Raw genomic sequence first — 16,107 nt, forward strand, 5'->3', positions numbered from 1 at the left:
GTCATCCTCGGGCTTGACCCGAGGATCCATGCCTGAACATTCCAGCAGGGTCGCCTAAAGCACATCGCCCCAGTCGGCCTTGCGGGCGGCCTTGAAGGAGGGGCCTTCGCGGCGGGTGACGAGGCGCTCGTCCAGGGCACCGTCGCTGGTGCACAGTTTCAGACGCACCATGCCGCTGGATGTTTTCGGTGGGGCGAGCACGCGGTCGGGGCGCACGTCGGGCGCGTGGCGAGACACCGCCAGATAGCTGAATTTTTCATCCTCCCACGGCACCTCGCCGCCCTTGGCTGTGCGGTGCAGGCGCGAGCGGGCGACGCGGCGCGAAAAATGGCACCAGTCGGGCGCAGCCACCGGGCAGGGCGCGTGGTGCGGGCAGGGGGCCAGAATATGGCCGCCGAGGGCGATCAGCCGGTCGCGCGCGGCAAGAATGCGCTGCCACCCGGCAGGGGTGCCCGGCTCCACAATCACCAGCGTGTCGGCGGTCAGCGCCCAGAGACGGTCGATCAGCGTATCGCGTACCGCCGGAGCAAGCTCGTCCAGAACGTAGCAGAGCGTCACGAGGTCGGCGGGCGCGATATCGGTGAGACCGTCTTCGATGCCTGCCGCATGCCACATGGCTGCCACGGGAAGAGCTTCAGCAAGCCTCGCGCCGGTCTCACGCATGGCAGTACTTGTTTCGACCAGCGTTGCGGTGTCGAGCTCCGGCCATTCTGCGCGAGCCGCCCAGAGCGCCGTTCCGGGGCCGGCGCCCACATCGAGCATGCGCGCCGGCGTGAAACCCTCATGGCGGTCCGCCGTTTCTGAAAGGCATTGGCGCACGGCGGCGTAGGTGGCGGGCAGGCGGGTTGCCAGATAGGCTTTTGCCGCCAGCGCATCGCCCACATGGAGGCTTCCGTCACGGGTTTCGGCGCGATAGCGTTTTGAGAGGCGCTGGGCTGCGTCCTGAATCTCGGAAAGCGGCGTGCCTTCCAGAAACGCGTCGACTGCCTGTCGCAGCGGGGCGGGAAGCTCCATTTGAAACCCGTGTGCTTGCTGTGCGAAACCCATGCGACATAGCCGCAGGGCCGAAGCCTCGCAACCGCAGTTTTTGACAGCCATTTCGCAGCGCGCGAAAACAGGCTATACAGCGCCGCCAATTCGGGAAGCTCATGGCCAAGGTTCCACTCAAGCTCGACCAGATCATAGACGGCGCAGTCCTGCGCGCCGAGCTCGCAGGTTATGCCGAAAAGTCGAGCGGCTCAGATCTGCGCACAAGCGTGATGAAAGCACTGAAGGCGCGCATTGCGGAAGGCCGCAAGGCGGCCGAAACCATGTTAATGAACGATGGCGGCGGCACGGCCTGCGCGGCGCGGCTCTCGCACCTCATGGATGTGATCATCTCCGAGGTGCAGCATTTTGCGGCGATGCATGTTTATCCGACGCAGAACCCGTCGTCGGCGGAGCGCCTGGCGATTGTCGCCGTCGGCGGCTATGGGCGCGGCACGCTGGCGCCCGGATCCGACATCGACCTCCTTTTTCTCTTGCCCTACAAGCAGACGCCCTGGGGCGAGCAGATCGTGGAATATGTGCTCTACATGCTGTGGGACATGGGGCTGAAGGTCGGTCATGCCACCCGCAATATCGACGAGTGCATCCGCCAGGCGCGCACCGACATGACGATCCGCACTGCCGTTCTGGAAGCGCGCTTCATCTGCGGCGAAAAACCTCTTTATGAAGAGATGGTCGAGCGTTTCGACGAGGAAGTGGTCAAGGACACGGGCGCCGAATACAGCCAGGCCAAGCTCGCCGAGCGCGATCTGCGCCATGCCAAGGCGGGCGAGAGCCGCTATCTGGTGGAACCGAATGTGAAGGATGGCAAGGGCGGCCTGCGCGATCTGCACACGCTGTTCTGGATCGGCAAATATTTTTACCGCGTGCGCCGCGCGGAAGACCTGGTGGGGCAGGGCGTGTTCACTCGCAAGGAATATCTCCAGTTCCGCAAGGCGGAAGATTTCCTGTGGGCGGTGCGCTGCCACATGCACTTTCTCACCGGAAAGGCGGAGGAGCGGCTGCATTTCGATATTCAGCGCGATATCGCAGAGCGACTTGGCTATACGAGCCATCCCGGCCTGTCGGCGGTCGAGCGCTTCATGAAGCACTACTTCCTGACGGCCAAGGGCGTGGGCGACCTGACCCGCATCTTCTGTGCGGCTCTTGAGGAGGAGCAGGGCAAGCATGTCCCCGGCTTCAACCGCTTCTTCATGAACTTCTCGCGCCGCCGCAGAAAACTTGCCGGCACCAGCGATTTCATCGTCGACAATCACCGCATCAATGTGGCGGACGAAGGCGTGTTCGAGCGGGATCCGGTGAACCTGTTGCGGTTATTCTGGTTTGCTGACCGACACGGTCTCGAATATCACCCCGAGGCGCTGAAGCTGCTCACCCGTTCGCTCAAGCTGATCGATCGCAATCTGCGCCGCGACAGGGAGGCCAACCGCCTCTTTATGGATGTGCTGACATCTGACCGCGACCCCGCGCTCAACATGCGGCGCATGAACGAGGCCGGTGTGCTGGGCAAGCTCATCCCCGATTTCAACAAGATCGTGGCGATGATGCAGTTCAACATGTACCACCACTATACGGTCGACGAGCACCTCATCCGTTGCATCGGCGTGCTTTCGGAAATCGAACATGGCGATGGCGAGAAGCTGCATCCGCTTTCCCATTCGCTGATGCCGTCGCTGAAGCCGTGGCGCGAAGTGCTCTACACGACGCTTCTCCTGCACGATATCGCCAAGGGAAGGCCGGAGGATCACTCCACGGCAGGTGCGCGGATTGCCCGCAGGCTCTGCCCGCATATGGGGTTCGATCCCAAGGAAACGGAGATGATCGCCTGGCTGGTCGAGCATCATCTCGACATGTCCATGGTTGCCCAGACGCGCGATCTGAACGACCGCAAGACGATTCAGGACTTTGCCGACATGGTGCAGTCCGTGGAGCGGCTGAAGCTGCTTCTGGTGTTGACCGTATGCGACATTCGCGGCGTCGGGCCAGGCGTGTGGAATGGCTGGAAGGGGCAGCTCCTGCGCACGCTCTATTACGAGACCGAAGTGCTTCTGACCGGTGGCTTCTCCGAAGCGCCGCGCTCCACCCGTGCGGACGAGGCGCGCCAGCGGCTGGCAGGCGCGCTTGAAGAGCACGGCTGGCCCGAAAAAGACATCGAGGACTATCTCGATCTGCATTATTCGGCCTACCTGCTGGCCGTCGATCTGGATGACCAGATACGCCATGCGGATTTCATCCGCGAAGCCGACAGGCAGGAACGGCCTCTTGCCACGATGGTGAAGCCGCATACATTCGAGGCGGTGACGGAGATCACGGTGTTCGCGCCGGATCACCCGCGCCTCCTGTCGATCATCGCTGGCGCGTGCTCGGCGGCGGGAGCGAACATCGTCGATGCGCAGATTTTCACCACCACCCATGGCCGCGCGCTGGATACAATCCTGATCAACCGCGAGTTCGATTTCGATGCCGATGAGCGCCGCCGCGCCGAAAGCGTGCGCAGGCTGATAGAGGATGTGCTCTCGGGCAAATCCTATCTCCCCGAAATGATCGAGAAGCGCGCCAAGCCGCGCCGCGGCACCCGCGCATTCCGCGTCGAGCCGCGCGTGGAGATCGGCAACACCCTGTCGAACCGTTTTTCCGTTGTCGAGGTGAAGGGCCTCGATCGTCCGGGGCTGCTTTCGGAAGTAACCGAAACGCTCTCCGACCTCTCGCTTGACATTGCCTCGGCACACATCACCACGTTTGGTGAAAAGGTGATCGACACGTTTTACGTGACCGATCTCACCGGCCAGAAGATCGTCAGCACCGACAGGCTGGACACGATCCGCAAGGCCCTTTTGAAAACGCTGGAAAGCGGTGTCGAGCGACCGGCCAAAGGCAAATCTCGGACGGCTGCCGAATGAGCGGAACGGCGGGGGAGGGAGCCTTGCAGGGCGGCGGCGGGAGCAGCGTTCCGGCATGGATCCCCGGGCCAAGCCCGAGGATGACGAAGAGGAATGTTGTCCGCTTGCGCGCTTGTCTCGGGGCGCTCAGGGTTCCCATTGAGTTCGTCATCCCCGGGCTTGACCCGAGGTTCCATGCCAGAGCAGCCATGCAGGCCCAATTTCTCAGTCGCGGGCGGCTTTCCGCGCCCATTTTCAGGTCTTCCCTCCCATGAGTCTCATCGGAAAATTCGCCAGTGTCGGCAGCGCCACCATGGCAAGCCGCATTCTCGGTTTTGCGCGCGAAGCACTGATTGCGGCCGCCATTGGCGTGGGCCCGGTTACGGACGCCTTCTATGCTGCGTTCCGCTTTCCCAACCTCTTCCGCCGGCTCTTCGCCGAAGGGGCGTTCAACACCGCCTTCATCCCGCTTTTCGCCAAGGAGATGGAGGGCGGTGGTGTGGAGGCCGCACGGCGCTTTGGCGAGGATGTGCTGGCCATCCTGATGACGGTGCTTCTGGCGCTCTCGGCCGCCGCCATGCTCGCAATGCCGTTTCTGGTCTCGACCATCATCGCACCGGGCTTTGCCGCTTCGCCGGAGAAGTTCGACCTGACGGTGATCATGACGCGGATCATGTTCCCCTATCTGTTCTGCATGTCGCTGGTCGCCATGTTCTCCGGCATTCTAAATGCGATGCGCCACTATTTCCTGGCGGCATTGGTGCCGACGCTTCTCAATGTGATTTTGATCGGGGTTCTGCTCGTCGCGCTTTTCTGGCAGTTCGACCCGCGCCAGACGGGCATCTGGCTTGCCTGGGGCGTGTTTGCCTCGGGTCTGGCGCAGCTCTTCTTTCTCATCCAGGGCGCGCGCCGCACAGGCTACTCCATGCGGGTGCGGCGTCCGCGCCTCACGCCGGGTGTCAAGCGTCTGCTTGTGCTCATGGCGCCGGCGCTTCTGACGGGCGGCATCATGCAGATCAACCTCCTGGTCGGGCAGATCATCGCCTCCACGCAGGACAACGCGATCGGCCTCCTGAACTTCGCCGACCGCATCAACCAGCTGCCGCTCGGCGTCATCGGTATCGCCGTGGGCGTGGTGCTTCTACCGGAGCTTTCCCGCGCCCTGAAGGCCGGCGATCACGCCGATGCGCAGCATCTGCAGAACCGCTCCATGGAGTTCGCGCTGGGGCTCACACTGCCGGCCGCCGTGGGGCTCATGGTGATGCCAGCGCCGATCGTCGCTCTTCTGTATGAGCGTGGTCAGTTCACGGCACTCGATACCGCAATGACGGCGGCGGCGCTCGCCGCCTTCGCCAGCGGCCTGCCGGCCTATGTGCTGACGAAGGTGTTCCAGCCGGCTTTCTTCGCGCGCGAAGACATGAGAACGCCGATGTGGTTCTCGCTGGTCACGGTTGTTGTGAACATTGCAGCGAGCCTGCTGTTCTTCCCCGTCTACGGCCATGTGGCGATCGCCGCGGCAACCTCGCTTTCGGCCTGGGTGAATGTGCTTCTTCTGGCGGTCACCCTTTGGCGGCGCGGCGACTTCCGACCTTCGTCGCTGACACTGCGGCGCATCGCTTTCATGCTGCTCGCCAGCGCAGTGATGGGCGTGGTCGTGTGGGGAATGCTGACAGGTCTACCGCAGTTTGTCGGGCACGACCTTCTGTTCGTGCGCATTCTCACCGTTGTCGCCATCGTCGTGCTCGCGGCGGTTGCTTATTTCGGCGTGGCACTCGCGACCGGCGGGATCGACCGGAAGGAGCTCGCCCGTGCCCGGCGACGGGACCGCAAGAACGTCTCCCATTAACGGAATGCGAAGGCGGTGCATCTAGCATCGCCTTCATCATTCGGGGGAGAGGCATGCAGCAACGGCTCTACTATATCGATTTTCTGCGTGTCTCCGCGTTCATGCTGCTGATCGCCTATCACGCTTCGGTCGCCTTCTTCCCGGACATGAAATGGCTGATCGAGGCGCCGGAGGGCAGCGCCACCCTGTCGCTGATCATGAAACATCCGCGCGCCTGGCGGCTTGCCCTGCTCTTCTTCGTGTCAGGCATGGGAACCTGGTTCGTCTACCGGCGGTGCCACGATCTCAGCTTCCTGACCGGCCGGTTCACGCGCCTCTTCCCGCCGCTGATCTTCGCCATGTGCGTCATCATCGTTCCGCAGGTCTGGTATGAACGCATGTATGAGGAGGGCTATCAGGGTTCGTTCCTCACCTTCTGGCTCACGCGCTATTTCACCGAAGGCAAGTATCCGGAGGGGAATTTCACCTGGGCGCATATGTGGTTTGTTGCCTACCTGCTGGTGATGACCCTCGTCTGCTATCCGGTTTTCCGGCTGATCGACCAGCCCTTCATGAAGCCGATGACCGACTGGTTCCAGCGGATAGCCGCCTCGCCCCGGGTCTATCTGCTTTTTCTCCTCCCACTCGTGCTCAATCTGGCGCTGTCACCCGTTTTCCCGCGCCAGACCAATGCGCTCTACAATGACGGCGCATGGTTTGCAGTATGGGCGAGCTGGTTCGGGCTTGGTTTCCTCTTTGCCCGATACCATCAGGCATTGATCGGGACCGTGGTGGGCTTGCGATGGCAAAGCGCCGGGTTGGCAGCAGCGCTGACGGCGGCGCTCTACCTCTTTTCCTGGACAGGAGCCGGCGGTGCATTCATCGGCGACTATGAAACCATGACGCCGCTCTTCAAGACGCTCCTGATGGCGCTGGCATGGACGATGATCCTGGCGCTGTGCGGGTTTACAGCGAAACACCTGAACGCACCGAGCGTCACTGTCTCCTGGCTCAATCGCAAGGTCTTCCCGCTTTATATCGTGCATCAGACCGTGGTGGTGGCAGCGCTCTATTATGTTCTGCCGCTCGGGCTTGGCGTCTGGACCGAATACGCGCTGGTTCTGGCTGCGACGTTTGTCGGCTCGTTCCTGTTTGCCATCGCGGTCGAGCTTCTGCCCGGTCGTGCCGGCCTTCTGGTCGGCCTTCCGCCGCGGGGAAAGCCGCTTCCGGCCGGTGGCGCGGAAACGCAATCGGTGCGTGGGGCTTGATTGCCGGTTTCGCGTCGTTCATAAGCCATGGCGCGCGGTTTTCGCGCTCCACAGGGCATTCAGGAAAGATCCATGAGCGAATTCAGGGAGCTCGTCTTCTCCGGCGTTCAGCCGACGGGCAATCTTCACCTCGGCAATTATCTGGGCGCGCTGCAGAAGTTTGTCGCGCTGCAGGACAGCCATGAGTGCATCTATTGCGTCGTCGATCTGCACTCGCTGACCGCGACCATGGCGCATGACGATCTGGCCGACCAGACACGTTCGATCACCGCCGCCTTCCTGGCGAGCGGCATCGACCCGAAGAAGAACATCGTCTTCAACCAGAGCCAGGTGCTGCAGCACGCTGAGCTCGCATGGATTTTCAACTGCGTTGCGCGCATCGGCTGGATGAACCGCATGACGCAGTTCAAGGACAAGGCCGGCAAGGACCGTGAGAACGCGTCGCTCGGCCTGCTCGCCTATCCGAGCCTGATGGCGGCTGACATTCTCGTCTACCGCGCCACCCACGTGCCGGTGGGCGACGACCAGAAACAGCATCTCGAACTGACGCGCGACATTGCGCAGAAATTCAACAACGACTTTTCCGGGCGCATTGCCGAGCTTGGCTATGGTGTGGAGATGGAGGTGGGCGAAGAGAAGGTGAACGGCTTCTTCCCGTTGACCGAACCGCTCATCGAAGGCGCGATCACCCGTGTGATGAGCCTGCGTGACGGCTCCAAGAAGATGTCCAAATCGGACCCGTCCGACCTGTCGCGCATCAATCTTACGGACGACGCTGACGCCATCGCCAAAAAGATAAAGAAGGCGAAGACCGACCCCGAGGCTCTGCCTTCAGAAGTGGAGGGCCTGGCCGATCGCCCCGAGGCACAGAACCTTGTCGGCATTTATGCCGCGCTTTCCGGTGTCGGCAAGGCCGATGTGCTTGCAGAGTTCGGTGGGCGCCAGTTCTCCGAGTTCAAGCCGGCGCTGGCGGAGCTTGCGGTCGAGAAACTCTCGCCGATCGCCGGCGAGATGCGCCGCATTCTTGCGGATCCGGCTTATATTGACGGTGTTCTGCGTGAAGGTGCTGGCCGGGCGCGCGAGAAGGCGGAAGCGACCATGAAGATGGTGCGCGGGATCATCGGGCTCATCGACGGGTGAACCCGTTGAACACCCCGTCTTGCCGAAAGCCCTTCGCGATGGCAGATTGCGCGGAATTGGCGGGTCACTCGCCGGCGAAACAGGACGTGTGAATGGTCTCCAAGCGACTGATCCGCGAGGCGGGGCACCGCCGCAAATTCCTTGCCATCATTGATGACACGCCCGAATGCGAGCGGGCCGTTGCCTACGCGGCGCGGCGCGCCCAGTCGACAAATGGCGTTCTGGTGCTTCTTTTCGTGATCGAACCTGGCGATTTCCAGCACTGGTTGGGGGTCGAGCAGATCATGCGTGAGGAAGCGACGGCAACGGCCAATGCGGCGCTCGACACGCACGCCACCAAGGTGCGCGAGACAATCGGCATCGAGCCGGAACTCGTGGTGCGCGAAGGCAAGTCCGCCGACGAGATTCACAAGCTGATCGAAGAGGATCAGGATATCGCCATCCTGGTTCTGGCGGCGGGCAGTTCCAAGGAAGGGCCGGGGCCGCTGGTCTCTTCCATTGCCGGCAAGACGGCCGCTTTTCCCATCCCCGTCACCGTCGTGCCGCAGAATCTGAGCGACGAGGAAATCGAAAGCCTGGCATAGGGGCGCGACGCTCCCCATATGTGCGCTTGAACACCGGAGCGATTCCACCTATTTTAGAATCATTCCAAGAAACGCCAGATCGGAAAACCACCATGTTCATTCAGACTGAAGCGACCCCCAATCCCGCGACGCTGAAATTCCTGCCTGGCCGGGTGGTTCTGGAAGAAGGAACGGCCGATTTCCGCGAGGCGGAGTCGGCGGCAGAGACATCGCCTCTGGCCGAGCGGCTGTTTTCTGTCTCCGGCGTGACTGGCGTCTTCTTCGGGTATGACTTCATTACCGTCACCAAAGAGGACGGTCCGGACTGGCAGCACCTGAAGCCGGCCATTCTCGGCACCATCATGGAACACTTCATGTCGGGCCAGCCGGTCATGGCCAAGGCAGGGCTCGGCGGTCTTCCGGTTTCCGACGAAGGCGAGTTCTACGACGAGGCGGACGAGGAAATCGTATCGACCATCAAGGAACTACTCGATACGCGTGTACGCCCGGCGGTTGCCCAGGATGGCGGCGACATCACTTTTCGCGGCTACGAGAAGGGCACCGTCTTTCTGCACATGAAGGGTGCCTGCGCGGGCTGCCCGTCTTCCACAGCCACGTTGAAGCACGGCATCCAGAACCTGCTCCATCATTTCGTTCCGGAAGTTCGGGAAGTCGAACAGGTGCTCTGATTGCTCCCGCGTCAGGATCAAGACAAGAAAAAACCGGGCTCCAGGGCCCGGTTTTTTTCAGGGTCGGATCGATTGACCCCGGTCGCTGAGACGGTTTCTACCGCTTAACGATTACTTTAGCACCAACTTCGGTACGGTTGTAAAGGTCAATGATGTCCTGATTCATCAATCTGATGCATCCCGACGACATTGCCTTGCCGATGGAGCGCCATTCCGGCGTGCCGTGCAGGCGATAGCCGGTGTCGCCACCGCGGTTGAACAGATAGAGCGCGCGTGCGCCGAGCGGATTGGAAAGGCCGGGCGGCATGCCCTGGCGCCATTTCGCCAGCTCCGGCTGGCGACCGATCATTGCAGAGGGCGGCGTCCAGGTCGGCCATTCGCGCTTCATGGCGATGCGTGCCGTGCCCGCCCATTCAAAACCCTCGCGACCGACCCCGATGCCATAGCGCATGGCTTTGCCGCCATCCATCACGAGGTAGAGAAACTTGGCATTGGTGTCGACAATGATGGTGCCAGGCTTTTCCTTGGTTTCATAGGAAACGATCTGGCGATGGTATTGCCGGGGAACTTCATTGATCGGAATGCGGGGAAGCTGGTAGCCAGCGTCTTTCACCGTGCCGTAGTCGGACGTGAAAACCTTGAAAGGACCGCCCGTCGTACAGCCGGCAAGTGCCGTTGCAAGCCCCAGTGCCGCAGCGACGGCGATGGATTTGAATTTCATATGTTCCCCCAGCCCGGATACCTTAATTATGCCTGAAGCGCGTCGTAATCTGATCATCATTGTTAAATTCTTGGTTAACAAATTGCCAAGGCTTCGACTGCGCTGACGTAGCGGAAGCCCCTTATTGACTCTCATTATTGCAAACAGGCAACACAATCCCCAGTTCTGCATTGATGAAAGCGCAGGAGTCGCATCATGAATGTTGGACAGGCCGCCCGCCGTTCGGGATTACCGGCTAAGACGATTCGCTATTATGAGGAAATTGGCTTGATAGCGCCGCAGCGTGCGGGCAACGGCTATCGCGCTTACAGCGATCAGGATCTGCATTTTCTGACATTTCTGAAGCGCGCGCGGGGGTTGGGTTTCTCCATCGACGAATGCCGGCAACTCATGGCTCTTTATCGGGATAAAGAGCGGGCAAGCCAGGACGTGCGCGATATAGCCGTGTCCCATGTGGCGGCAATCGACGACAAGATTGCTGAACTCCAATCCATGCGCGCAGTCCTCAACAAGCTGATCCTTGCCTGCCGGGGCGATGAACGTCCCGATTGCCCAATCCTCAATGACATCGCCGGAGCACGGTAAGGCTTCAAACGGGGCTATGAGGATGGCATAATTCCGCAATGCCGATCATCTCTCCGATTCCCGTCAATCCTCTCGCCGATGGGCGCCAGTCGGATCGCGCCATGGTCATCCGGCGTGGCGTGCAACGCCTGCTGATGAGCATGGGGGCCGTTGTGTTGCCGGAGTTGACGCTTGCCACCGGTCGTCGCGCCGATCTCGTGGCGCTGACGCGGAAAGGCGACATCTGGATCATCGAGATCAAGTCGTCGGTTGAGGATTTTCGGGTAGACCGGAAATGGCCGGATTACCGCCGGCACTCCGATCGCTTCTTCTTTGCGACCCACCCGGAAGTGCCGGCAGAGATTTTCCCCGAGGAGTGCGGTTTTATCCTGTCTGACGGCTATGGGGCCGAGATCCTGCGCGAGCCCGACGAACACCGGCTCGCCGCCGCCACTCGCAAGGCGATGATGCTGCGCTTTGCGCGGGCGGGTGCTGCACGTGTTACCGCTGCGGAGCTTGCCGGCATCGAGGTCCCGCTTGCCGAAGGCGAGGCAGGCTGAGGCTCAGGGCGTGATGGGTGCGCGGCCCGTCGCAAGGGCGTGATCGAGATATTCGACACGGTCCTGCCCGAAGAACGCCTCGCCGTTCAGCACATAGGTGGGCACGCCGACAGCATCGGCCTCGACCGCGTCTTTCGTATTCTGCGCGCGGATTGCGGCAATCGCTTCGCTTTGGGCGGCTTCGAGAATGGATGCGGCGTCGAACTTCTCCAGTTCCAGATACTTCGCCAGCGTGTCGGGATCGGCGATGTTCTCCTCGTTCGCCCACACGGCGGCGAAAACACGCTCCATATAGCTCATGGGGTCGTGCCCCTCGGCGACCAGGGCCGCAATCACATGGTCTGAAAGAGCCGGGTCGACAGGCCAGTGCCTTGGCGTCTTGTTGATGGGCATGCCGCGGAAGTCCGCGATGCGCTGCAGTTCCACCAGCCGCAGCCGCTGGCGAACCGGAGGGCGCTTTGCCGGCGGGACCGCACCGGAAATCTCCCACACGCCCATCAGGTTGACCGGCTTCACCCGCACGTTCGCGCCATGTTTGGACAGAACCGTCCGCAACGGCTGATGACCCAGATAGGTGAAGGGCGAAGCGGATGTGAAATAGTAGTCGACGGTGGCTGGCATGAGTGTCTCCGGTACATTTCAGGACGCAGAATCTAGCGAGCCAGGCGCCGCACCGATAGACGTCAGGACAACACTTTTGCGCGAGCGCGCAGGCCCTGATGCGAGGCCATGAAAGCCTTTTCCTCGTCGTTGGGAGCGCGCGGTGCCGTATCGACGCCGAGCGCGCTCATCAACTCGTCCATCGGAACGAAGCGCTTTCCGCGATAATCGTAGACACCTCCGGTGGTGAGGATCATGGCGGCGATACGTCCGTCCTGGAGGACGAAACGATGCTGTCCGATAATCTGCGTGCCGTCCCACGTCTCGATGGTGGAGACCACATCGAAACGTTGCCACAGGCGAACCTCGCGCACATAGGCGGTCTGCAGTCCACCGAGCAACGGGGCCCAGCCGCGCTCGCGCGCGGCACCGATCAGCCCGCTGCGCAGGAAGATGTCGATCCGTCCCATGTCCGCAAGCATCATGTAGCGGGCGTTGTTGAGGTGGATGTTCATGTCGATGTCGGTGGGCAGGCAGCGGAAGGAGAGCTTGCTCTCATCGCCCAGCCGATAGACGCCCCGGCTCTTGCGTGTAGCGGCCACGCGAAGAAGACGCATCCAGACATACATGATTTTCTTATCCTGATCGGGTTGGCGTTGCGGTCGGTGCCTCGCCTAACGCTTAAGGCGTTTTTGGGAAACAGCCATTTGAGTTGCCGTCGTATCCACCGCCCCGGATGCGGAACGCTACCGGGACGGGGCTTTTCATTTCAAGTCGCGCGCCTCAAGCGGCCTTCTTCTCTGCCGCCTTTTCAGGCGCGAAGCGCTGGTAGAAAGTCTCGCCGCTCTCCGCCATGTCGAGAAGCAGCTTCGGAGCCTTGAACTGTTTGCCATACTTTTTCTGAAGGCGCTTGGTCATGGCGACGAAGGCCTCCGCTCCCATCCCGTCGATATAGGAGAGGGCGCCGCCCGTGTAGGGCGCGAAGCCGAAGGCGAGAATGGAGCCGACATCCGCCTCGCGCGGATCGACGACAATGCCTTCTTCCATGATGCGGGCCGCTTCCAGCGCGATCGTGGCGAGGAAGCGCTCCTGCAGCTCCTCGACATCGATCTTGTCCGGGTTCTTCTGCGGATAGAGATCCTTCAGGCCAGCCCACAGGTGCTTCTTCGCGGGCTTGGCCGGATAGTCATAGAAGCCCTTGCCATTCTTGCGGCCAAGGCGGCCATGCTTGTCGACCAGCGTGTCGATCAGCTCCATGTGGCGCGGGTCGACGGCCTTGGGGCCGAGATCGCGCACGGTCTGCTTCATGATCTTCTGGGCGAGATCGACAGCCGTTTCATCGGTGAGCGCAAGCGGGCCGACCGGCATGCCGGCCATCTTCGCCGCATTCTCCACCATCGGGGCGGGCACGCCTTCGATGACCATGGAGAAGGCCTCCTGCATGTAGCGCAGGACGCAGCGATTGACGTAGAAGCCGCGCGTGTCGTTGACGACGATCGGCGTCTTCTTGATGGCGCGCACATAGTCCATCGCCATGGCGAGCGCCTTGTCGCCGGTCTTCTTGCCCATGATGATCTCGACCAGCATCATCTTGTCGACGGGCGAGAAGAAGTGGATGCCGATGAAGTTCTTCGGTCGCTTGGAGTTTTTCGCCAGGCCGGAAATCGGAATGGTCGAGGTGTTGGAGGCGAACACGGCGGACGGCTTCAGAACCGCCTCGGCCTTCTCTGTCGCCGTTTTCTTGATCTCCGAATCCTCGAACACGGCCTCGATCACCAGATCGCAGCCTTCAAGCTCGGCATAATCGTCGCTCGGCGTTATGAGCGAGAGGAGCTTTTCCTTGTCCTCGGCGGTGGCGCGGCCTTTTTTGATGGCCTTGTCCATCAGGTCGGCGGAATGCGCCTTGCCCTTTTCGGCGGATGCCGTGTCGCGGTCGATCAGAACGACCGGAATGCCGGCTTTGGCCGTGACGAAGGCGATGCCTGCGCCCATGAAGCCGGCACCGAGCACGCCGATCTTCCTGAACTTTTTGGCCGGCACGTCGTCCGGACGGCGCGCGCCCTTGTTGAGCTCCTGCAGCGAGACGAAGAGCGAGCGGATCATCATCTTCGCTTCGGTCGTCTGCATGATCTCGGTGAAATAGCGCTGCTCGATGGTCAGCGCCGTCTCGAAGGGCACCAGCATGCCCTCATAGACGCATTTCAGGATCGCGGCTGCGGCCGGGTAGTTGTTGTAGGTCTCACGGCGCAGAATGGCGATTGCCGGCGGCCAGAGGTTCGCGCCTGCTGCCGAGTAGACGGGGCCGCCCGGCAGTTTAAAGCCCTTCTCGTCCCACGGCTGAACCGGGCTCAGGCCGTCGAGGATCATCTTCTTTGCTGTCTCGACCAGCTTCTTCGGCGCGGCGATCTCGTGGATCAGCCCCATGGCCTTCGCCTTCTGCGGCGTCAGCGTCTGGCCGGTGGTCAGCATCTGCAGGGCTTCCTGCGGTTTCGCCAGCCGCGGCACGCGCTGGGTGCCGCCCGCGCCGGGGAAAATGCCCACTTTCACTTCGGGAAGCGCCATCTTCACTGCCGGGCTGTCGGCTGCGACACGGCCATGGCAGGCAAGCGACAGCTCGAACGCGCCGCCCATGCAGGTGCCGTTGATGGCCGAGACCCAGGGCTTGCCGGAGGTTTCAAGCTTGCGCCAGAGCCAGCCCATGCGGCCGGCATTGTCGAACAGAAGCTTGACCGCCTTCTTGCGGTCCTTGGCCTTTTCCTTCTCGAACTGGCCGAGCATCTTCTGCAGCATGGTCAGGTCCGCGCCGCCGGAGAAGGTCTCCTTGCCCGAGGTGATGACAGCGCCCTTGATCGCATCGCTGCTGGCAATCTGGTCGATGATCGCGTCCAGCTCGTTCATCACCTCTTCGGTGAAGACGTTCATGGAGCGGTCCGGCATGTCCCAGGTGACGAGCGCGATGCCGTCTGCGTCCACGTCAACGGTGAAATTCTTGTAGTCGGTCATGGTCTGATCTCTCCCCGACAGCTCAAACGCGTTCGATGATGGTTGCGGTGCCCATGCCCGCGCCGATGCACAGCGTCACGAGCGCTGTGTTCAGGTCGCGGCGCTCAAGCTCGTCGAGAACCGTGCCGAAGATCATCGCGCCGGTCGCACCCAGCGGGTGGCCCATGGCAATCGCGCCGCCATTCACATTGATCCGGTCATGGTCGATCTCGAAGGCCTGCATGTAACGCAGCACCACCGAGGCAAAAGCCTCGTTCAGCTCAAACAGATCGATGTCCGAAAGCTTCATCTTGGCTTTCTTCAGAAGCTTTTCCGTCACGTCGACCGGGCCGGTCAGCATAATGGCGGGCTCGGAGCCGATATTGGTGAAGGCGCGGATTTTCGCGCGCGGCTCAAGCCCCATGGACTTGCCGGCCTTGCGAGAGCCGAGCAGCACGGCGGCCGCGCCATCGACGATACCCGACGAGTTGCCGGCATGGTGCACATGGTTGATGCTCTCAAGCTCCGGATAACGCTGCACGGCGACGGCGTCGAAACCGCCCATCTCACCGGGCATCACGAAGGAGGGGTTGAGCTGGCCAAGCGCCTGCATGTCGGTTCCGGGGCGCATGTGCTCGTCATGATCGAGAATGGTCAGCCCGTTCTGGTCTTCCACCGGGATCACGGACTTCTTGAAATAGCCCTTGTCCCAGGAGTTCTTGGCGCGCTTCTGGCTCTCAACGGCATAGGCATCCACATCGTCGCGTGAAAAACCATATTTCGTGGCGATCAGATCGGCGGAAACGCCCTGTGGCATGAAGTAGGAGGGAATGCCGACCGAAGGGTCCATGAACCATGCACCGCCGGACATACCCATGCCGACGCGCGACATGCTCTCCACGCCGCCGGCAATGACGATCTCGTCGGAACCGCCGGCGATCTTGGCTGCGCCCAGATTGATGGCGTCGAGGCCCGACGCACAGAAGCGCGAGATCTGCATGCCCGGAGCCGCGTTCGCGTAGCGCGCCTCGAAGGCGGCCGAGCGTGGGATGACGGAACCGGCTTCGCCGACCGGATCGACGCAGCCGAAGATGATGTCGTCCACCTTGGCGGTATCGAGGCCGTTACGGTCGCGCACGGCTTCGAGAACCTTCGCGCCAAGGCGCACGGCGGGCACCTCGTGCAGCGATCCGTCCTTCTTGCCCCGTCCGCGCGGCGTGCGCACGGCGTCATATACATAAGCGTCAGCCATATCGGTCTCCCTGCTTT

14 protein-coding genes are annotated in these 16,107 nt (G+C 61.7%); 8 read left to right on the plus strand and 6 right to left on the minus strand.

Features of this window, described 5'->3' with window-relative positions:
- Nucleotides 1-54: 54 nt before the first annotated feature.
- Nucleotides 55-1,014: a small ribosomal subunit Rsm22 family protein gene (locus AC07E3_RS02875; protein WP_478360246.1), complete on the minus strand. Its 960-nt coding sequence runs from the start codon at nucleotides 1,012-1,014 to the stop codon at nucleotides 55-57.
- A gap of 134 nt (nucleotides 1,015-1,148) precedes the next feature.
- On the opposite strand from AC07E3_RS02875, the gene AC07E3_RS02880 reads away from it, so the two are divergent.
- From AC07E3_RS02880 to AC07E3_RS02905, 6 genes are all read left to right on the plus strand, one after another.
- Nucleotides 1,149-3,947 (plus strand): [protein-PII] uridylyltransferase, encoded by a 2,799-nt coding sequence (locus AC07E3_RS02880; RefSeq protein ID WP_478360247.1) that lies wholly within the window; start codon nucleotides 1,149-1,151, stop codon nucleotides 3,945-3,947.
- A gap of 250 nt (nucleotides 3,948-4,197) precedes the next feature.
- Entirely contained in the window at nucleotides 4,198-5,772 is a 1,575-nt protein-coding gene (gene murJ, locus AC07E3_RS02885; RefSeq protein WP_478360248.1) for a murein biosynthesis integral membrane protein MurJ, read from the plus strand.
- A 53-nt stretch (nucleotides 5,773-5,825) separates the two neighbouring features.
- Nucleotides 5,826-7,019, plus strand: a complete 1,194-nt coding sequence (locus AC07E3_RS02890) for an acyltransferase family protein (protein WP_478360249.1) — start codon at nucleotides 5,826-5,828, stop codon at nucleotides 7,017-7,019.
- A gap of 72 nt (nucleotides 7,020-7,091) precedes the next feature.
- On the plus strand, nucleotides 7,092-8,159 hold the full coding sequence (gene trpS / locus AC07E3_RS02895) for a tryptophan--tRNA ligase (protein WP_336071918.1): 1,068 nt from the start codon (nucleotides 7,092-7,094) through the stop codon (nucleotides 8,157-8,159).
- 92 nt (nucleotides 8,160-8,251) lie between these two features.
- On the plus strand, nucleotides 8,252-8,743 hold the full coding sequence (locus AC07E3_RS02900; protein WP_007008142.1) for a universal stress protein: 492 nt from the start codon (nucleotides 8,252-8,254) through the stop codon (nucleotides 8,741-8,743).
- Nucleotides 8,744-8,835: 92 nt separating this feature from the next.
- Nucleotides 8,836-9,411, plus strand: coding sequence for a NifU family protein (locus AC07E3_RS02905; protein ID WP_007008143.1), 576 nt, complete (start codon nucleotides 8,836-8,838; stop codon nucleotides 9,409-9,411).
- 97 nt (nucleotides 9,412-9,508) lie between these two features.
- On the opposite strand, the gene AC07E3_RS02910 is transcribed toward AC07E3_RS02905, so the two are convergent.
- The gene (locus AC07E3_RS02910) at nucleotides 9,509-10,132 is read right to left on the minus strand and encodes a L,D-transpeptidase (RefSeq protein WP_336071921.1); all 624 of its coding nucleotides are present in this window, start codon (nucleotides 10,130-10,132) and stop codon (nucleotides 9,509-9,511) included.
- Nucleotides 10,133-10,327: 195 nt separating this feature from the next.
- Between AC07E3_RS02910 and cueR the strand changes: the two genes are divergently transcribed.
- Nucleotides 10,328-10,717: a Cu(I)-responsive transcriptional regulator gene (cueR, locus tag AC07E3_RS02915; protein WP_007008145.1), complete on the plus strand. Its 390-nt coding sequence runs from the start codon at nucleotides 10,328-10,330 to the stop codon at nucleotides 10,715-10,717.
- 38 nt (nucleotides 10,718-10,755) lie between these two features.
- Nucleotides 10,756-11,256, plus strand: a complete 501-nt coding sequence (locus AC07E3_RS02920; RefSeq protein WP_478360250.1) for an MmcB family DNA repair protein — start codon at nucleotides 10,756-10,758, stop codon at nucleotides 11,254-11,256.
- A gap of 3 nt (nucleotides 11,257-11,259) precedes the next feature.
- Here the strand turns inward: AC07E3_RS02920 and AC07E3_RS02925 are convergent, their stop codons facing one another.
- The 4 genes from AC07E3_RS02925 to AC07E3_RS02940 all read right to left on the minus strand — a co-directional run bounded on the left by AC07E3_RS02925 (nucleotide 11,260) and on the right by AC07E3_RS02940 (nucleotide 16,090).
- Entirely contained in the window at nucleotides 11,260-11,877 is a 618-nt protein-coding gene (locus AC07E3_RS02925) for a 2-hydroxychromene-2-carboxylate isomerase (protein WP_336071926.1), read from the minus strand.
- A 62-nt stretch (nucleotides 11,878-11,939) separates the two neighbouring features.
- Nucleotides 11,940-12,485: a thioesterase family protein gene (locus AC07E3_RS02930; RefSeq protein WP_322339876.1), complete on the minus strand. Its 546-nt coding sequence runs from the start codon at nucleotides 12,483-12,485 to the stop codon at nucleotides 11,940-11,942.
- Between the two features lie 154 nt (nucleotides 12,486-12,639).
- Complete coding sequence (locus AC07E3_RS02935) at nucleotides 12,640-14,859, minus strand: 3-hydroxyacyl-CoA dehydrogenase NAD-binding domain-containing protein (RefSeq protein ID WP_478360251.1); 2,220 nt, start codon at nucleotides 14,857-14,859, stop codon at nucleotides 12,640-12,642.
- A gap of 22 nt (nucleotides 14,860-14,881) precedes the next feature.
- Nucleotides 14,882-16,090 carry an acetyl-CoA C-acetyltransferase gene (locus AC07E3_RS02940; protein ID WP_336071928.1) on the minus strand — a complete coding sequence of 403 codons (1,209 nt, stop codon included), beginning with the start codon at nucleotides 16,088-16,090 and terminating at the stop codon, nucleotides 14,882-14,884.
- Between the last annotated feature and the right edge of the window lie 17 nt (nucleotides 16,091-16,107).

The organism is Nitratireductor lacus, assembly GCF_056431025.1.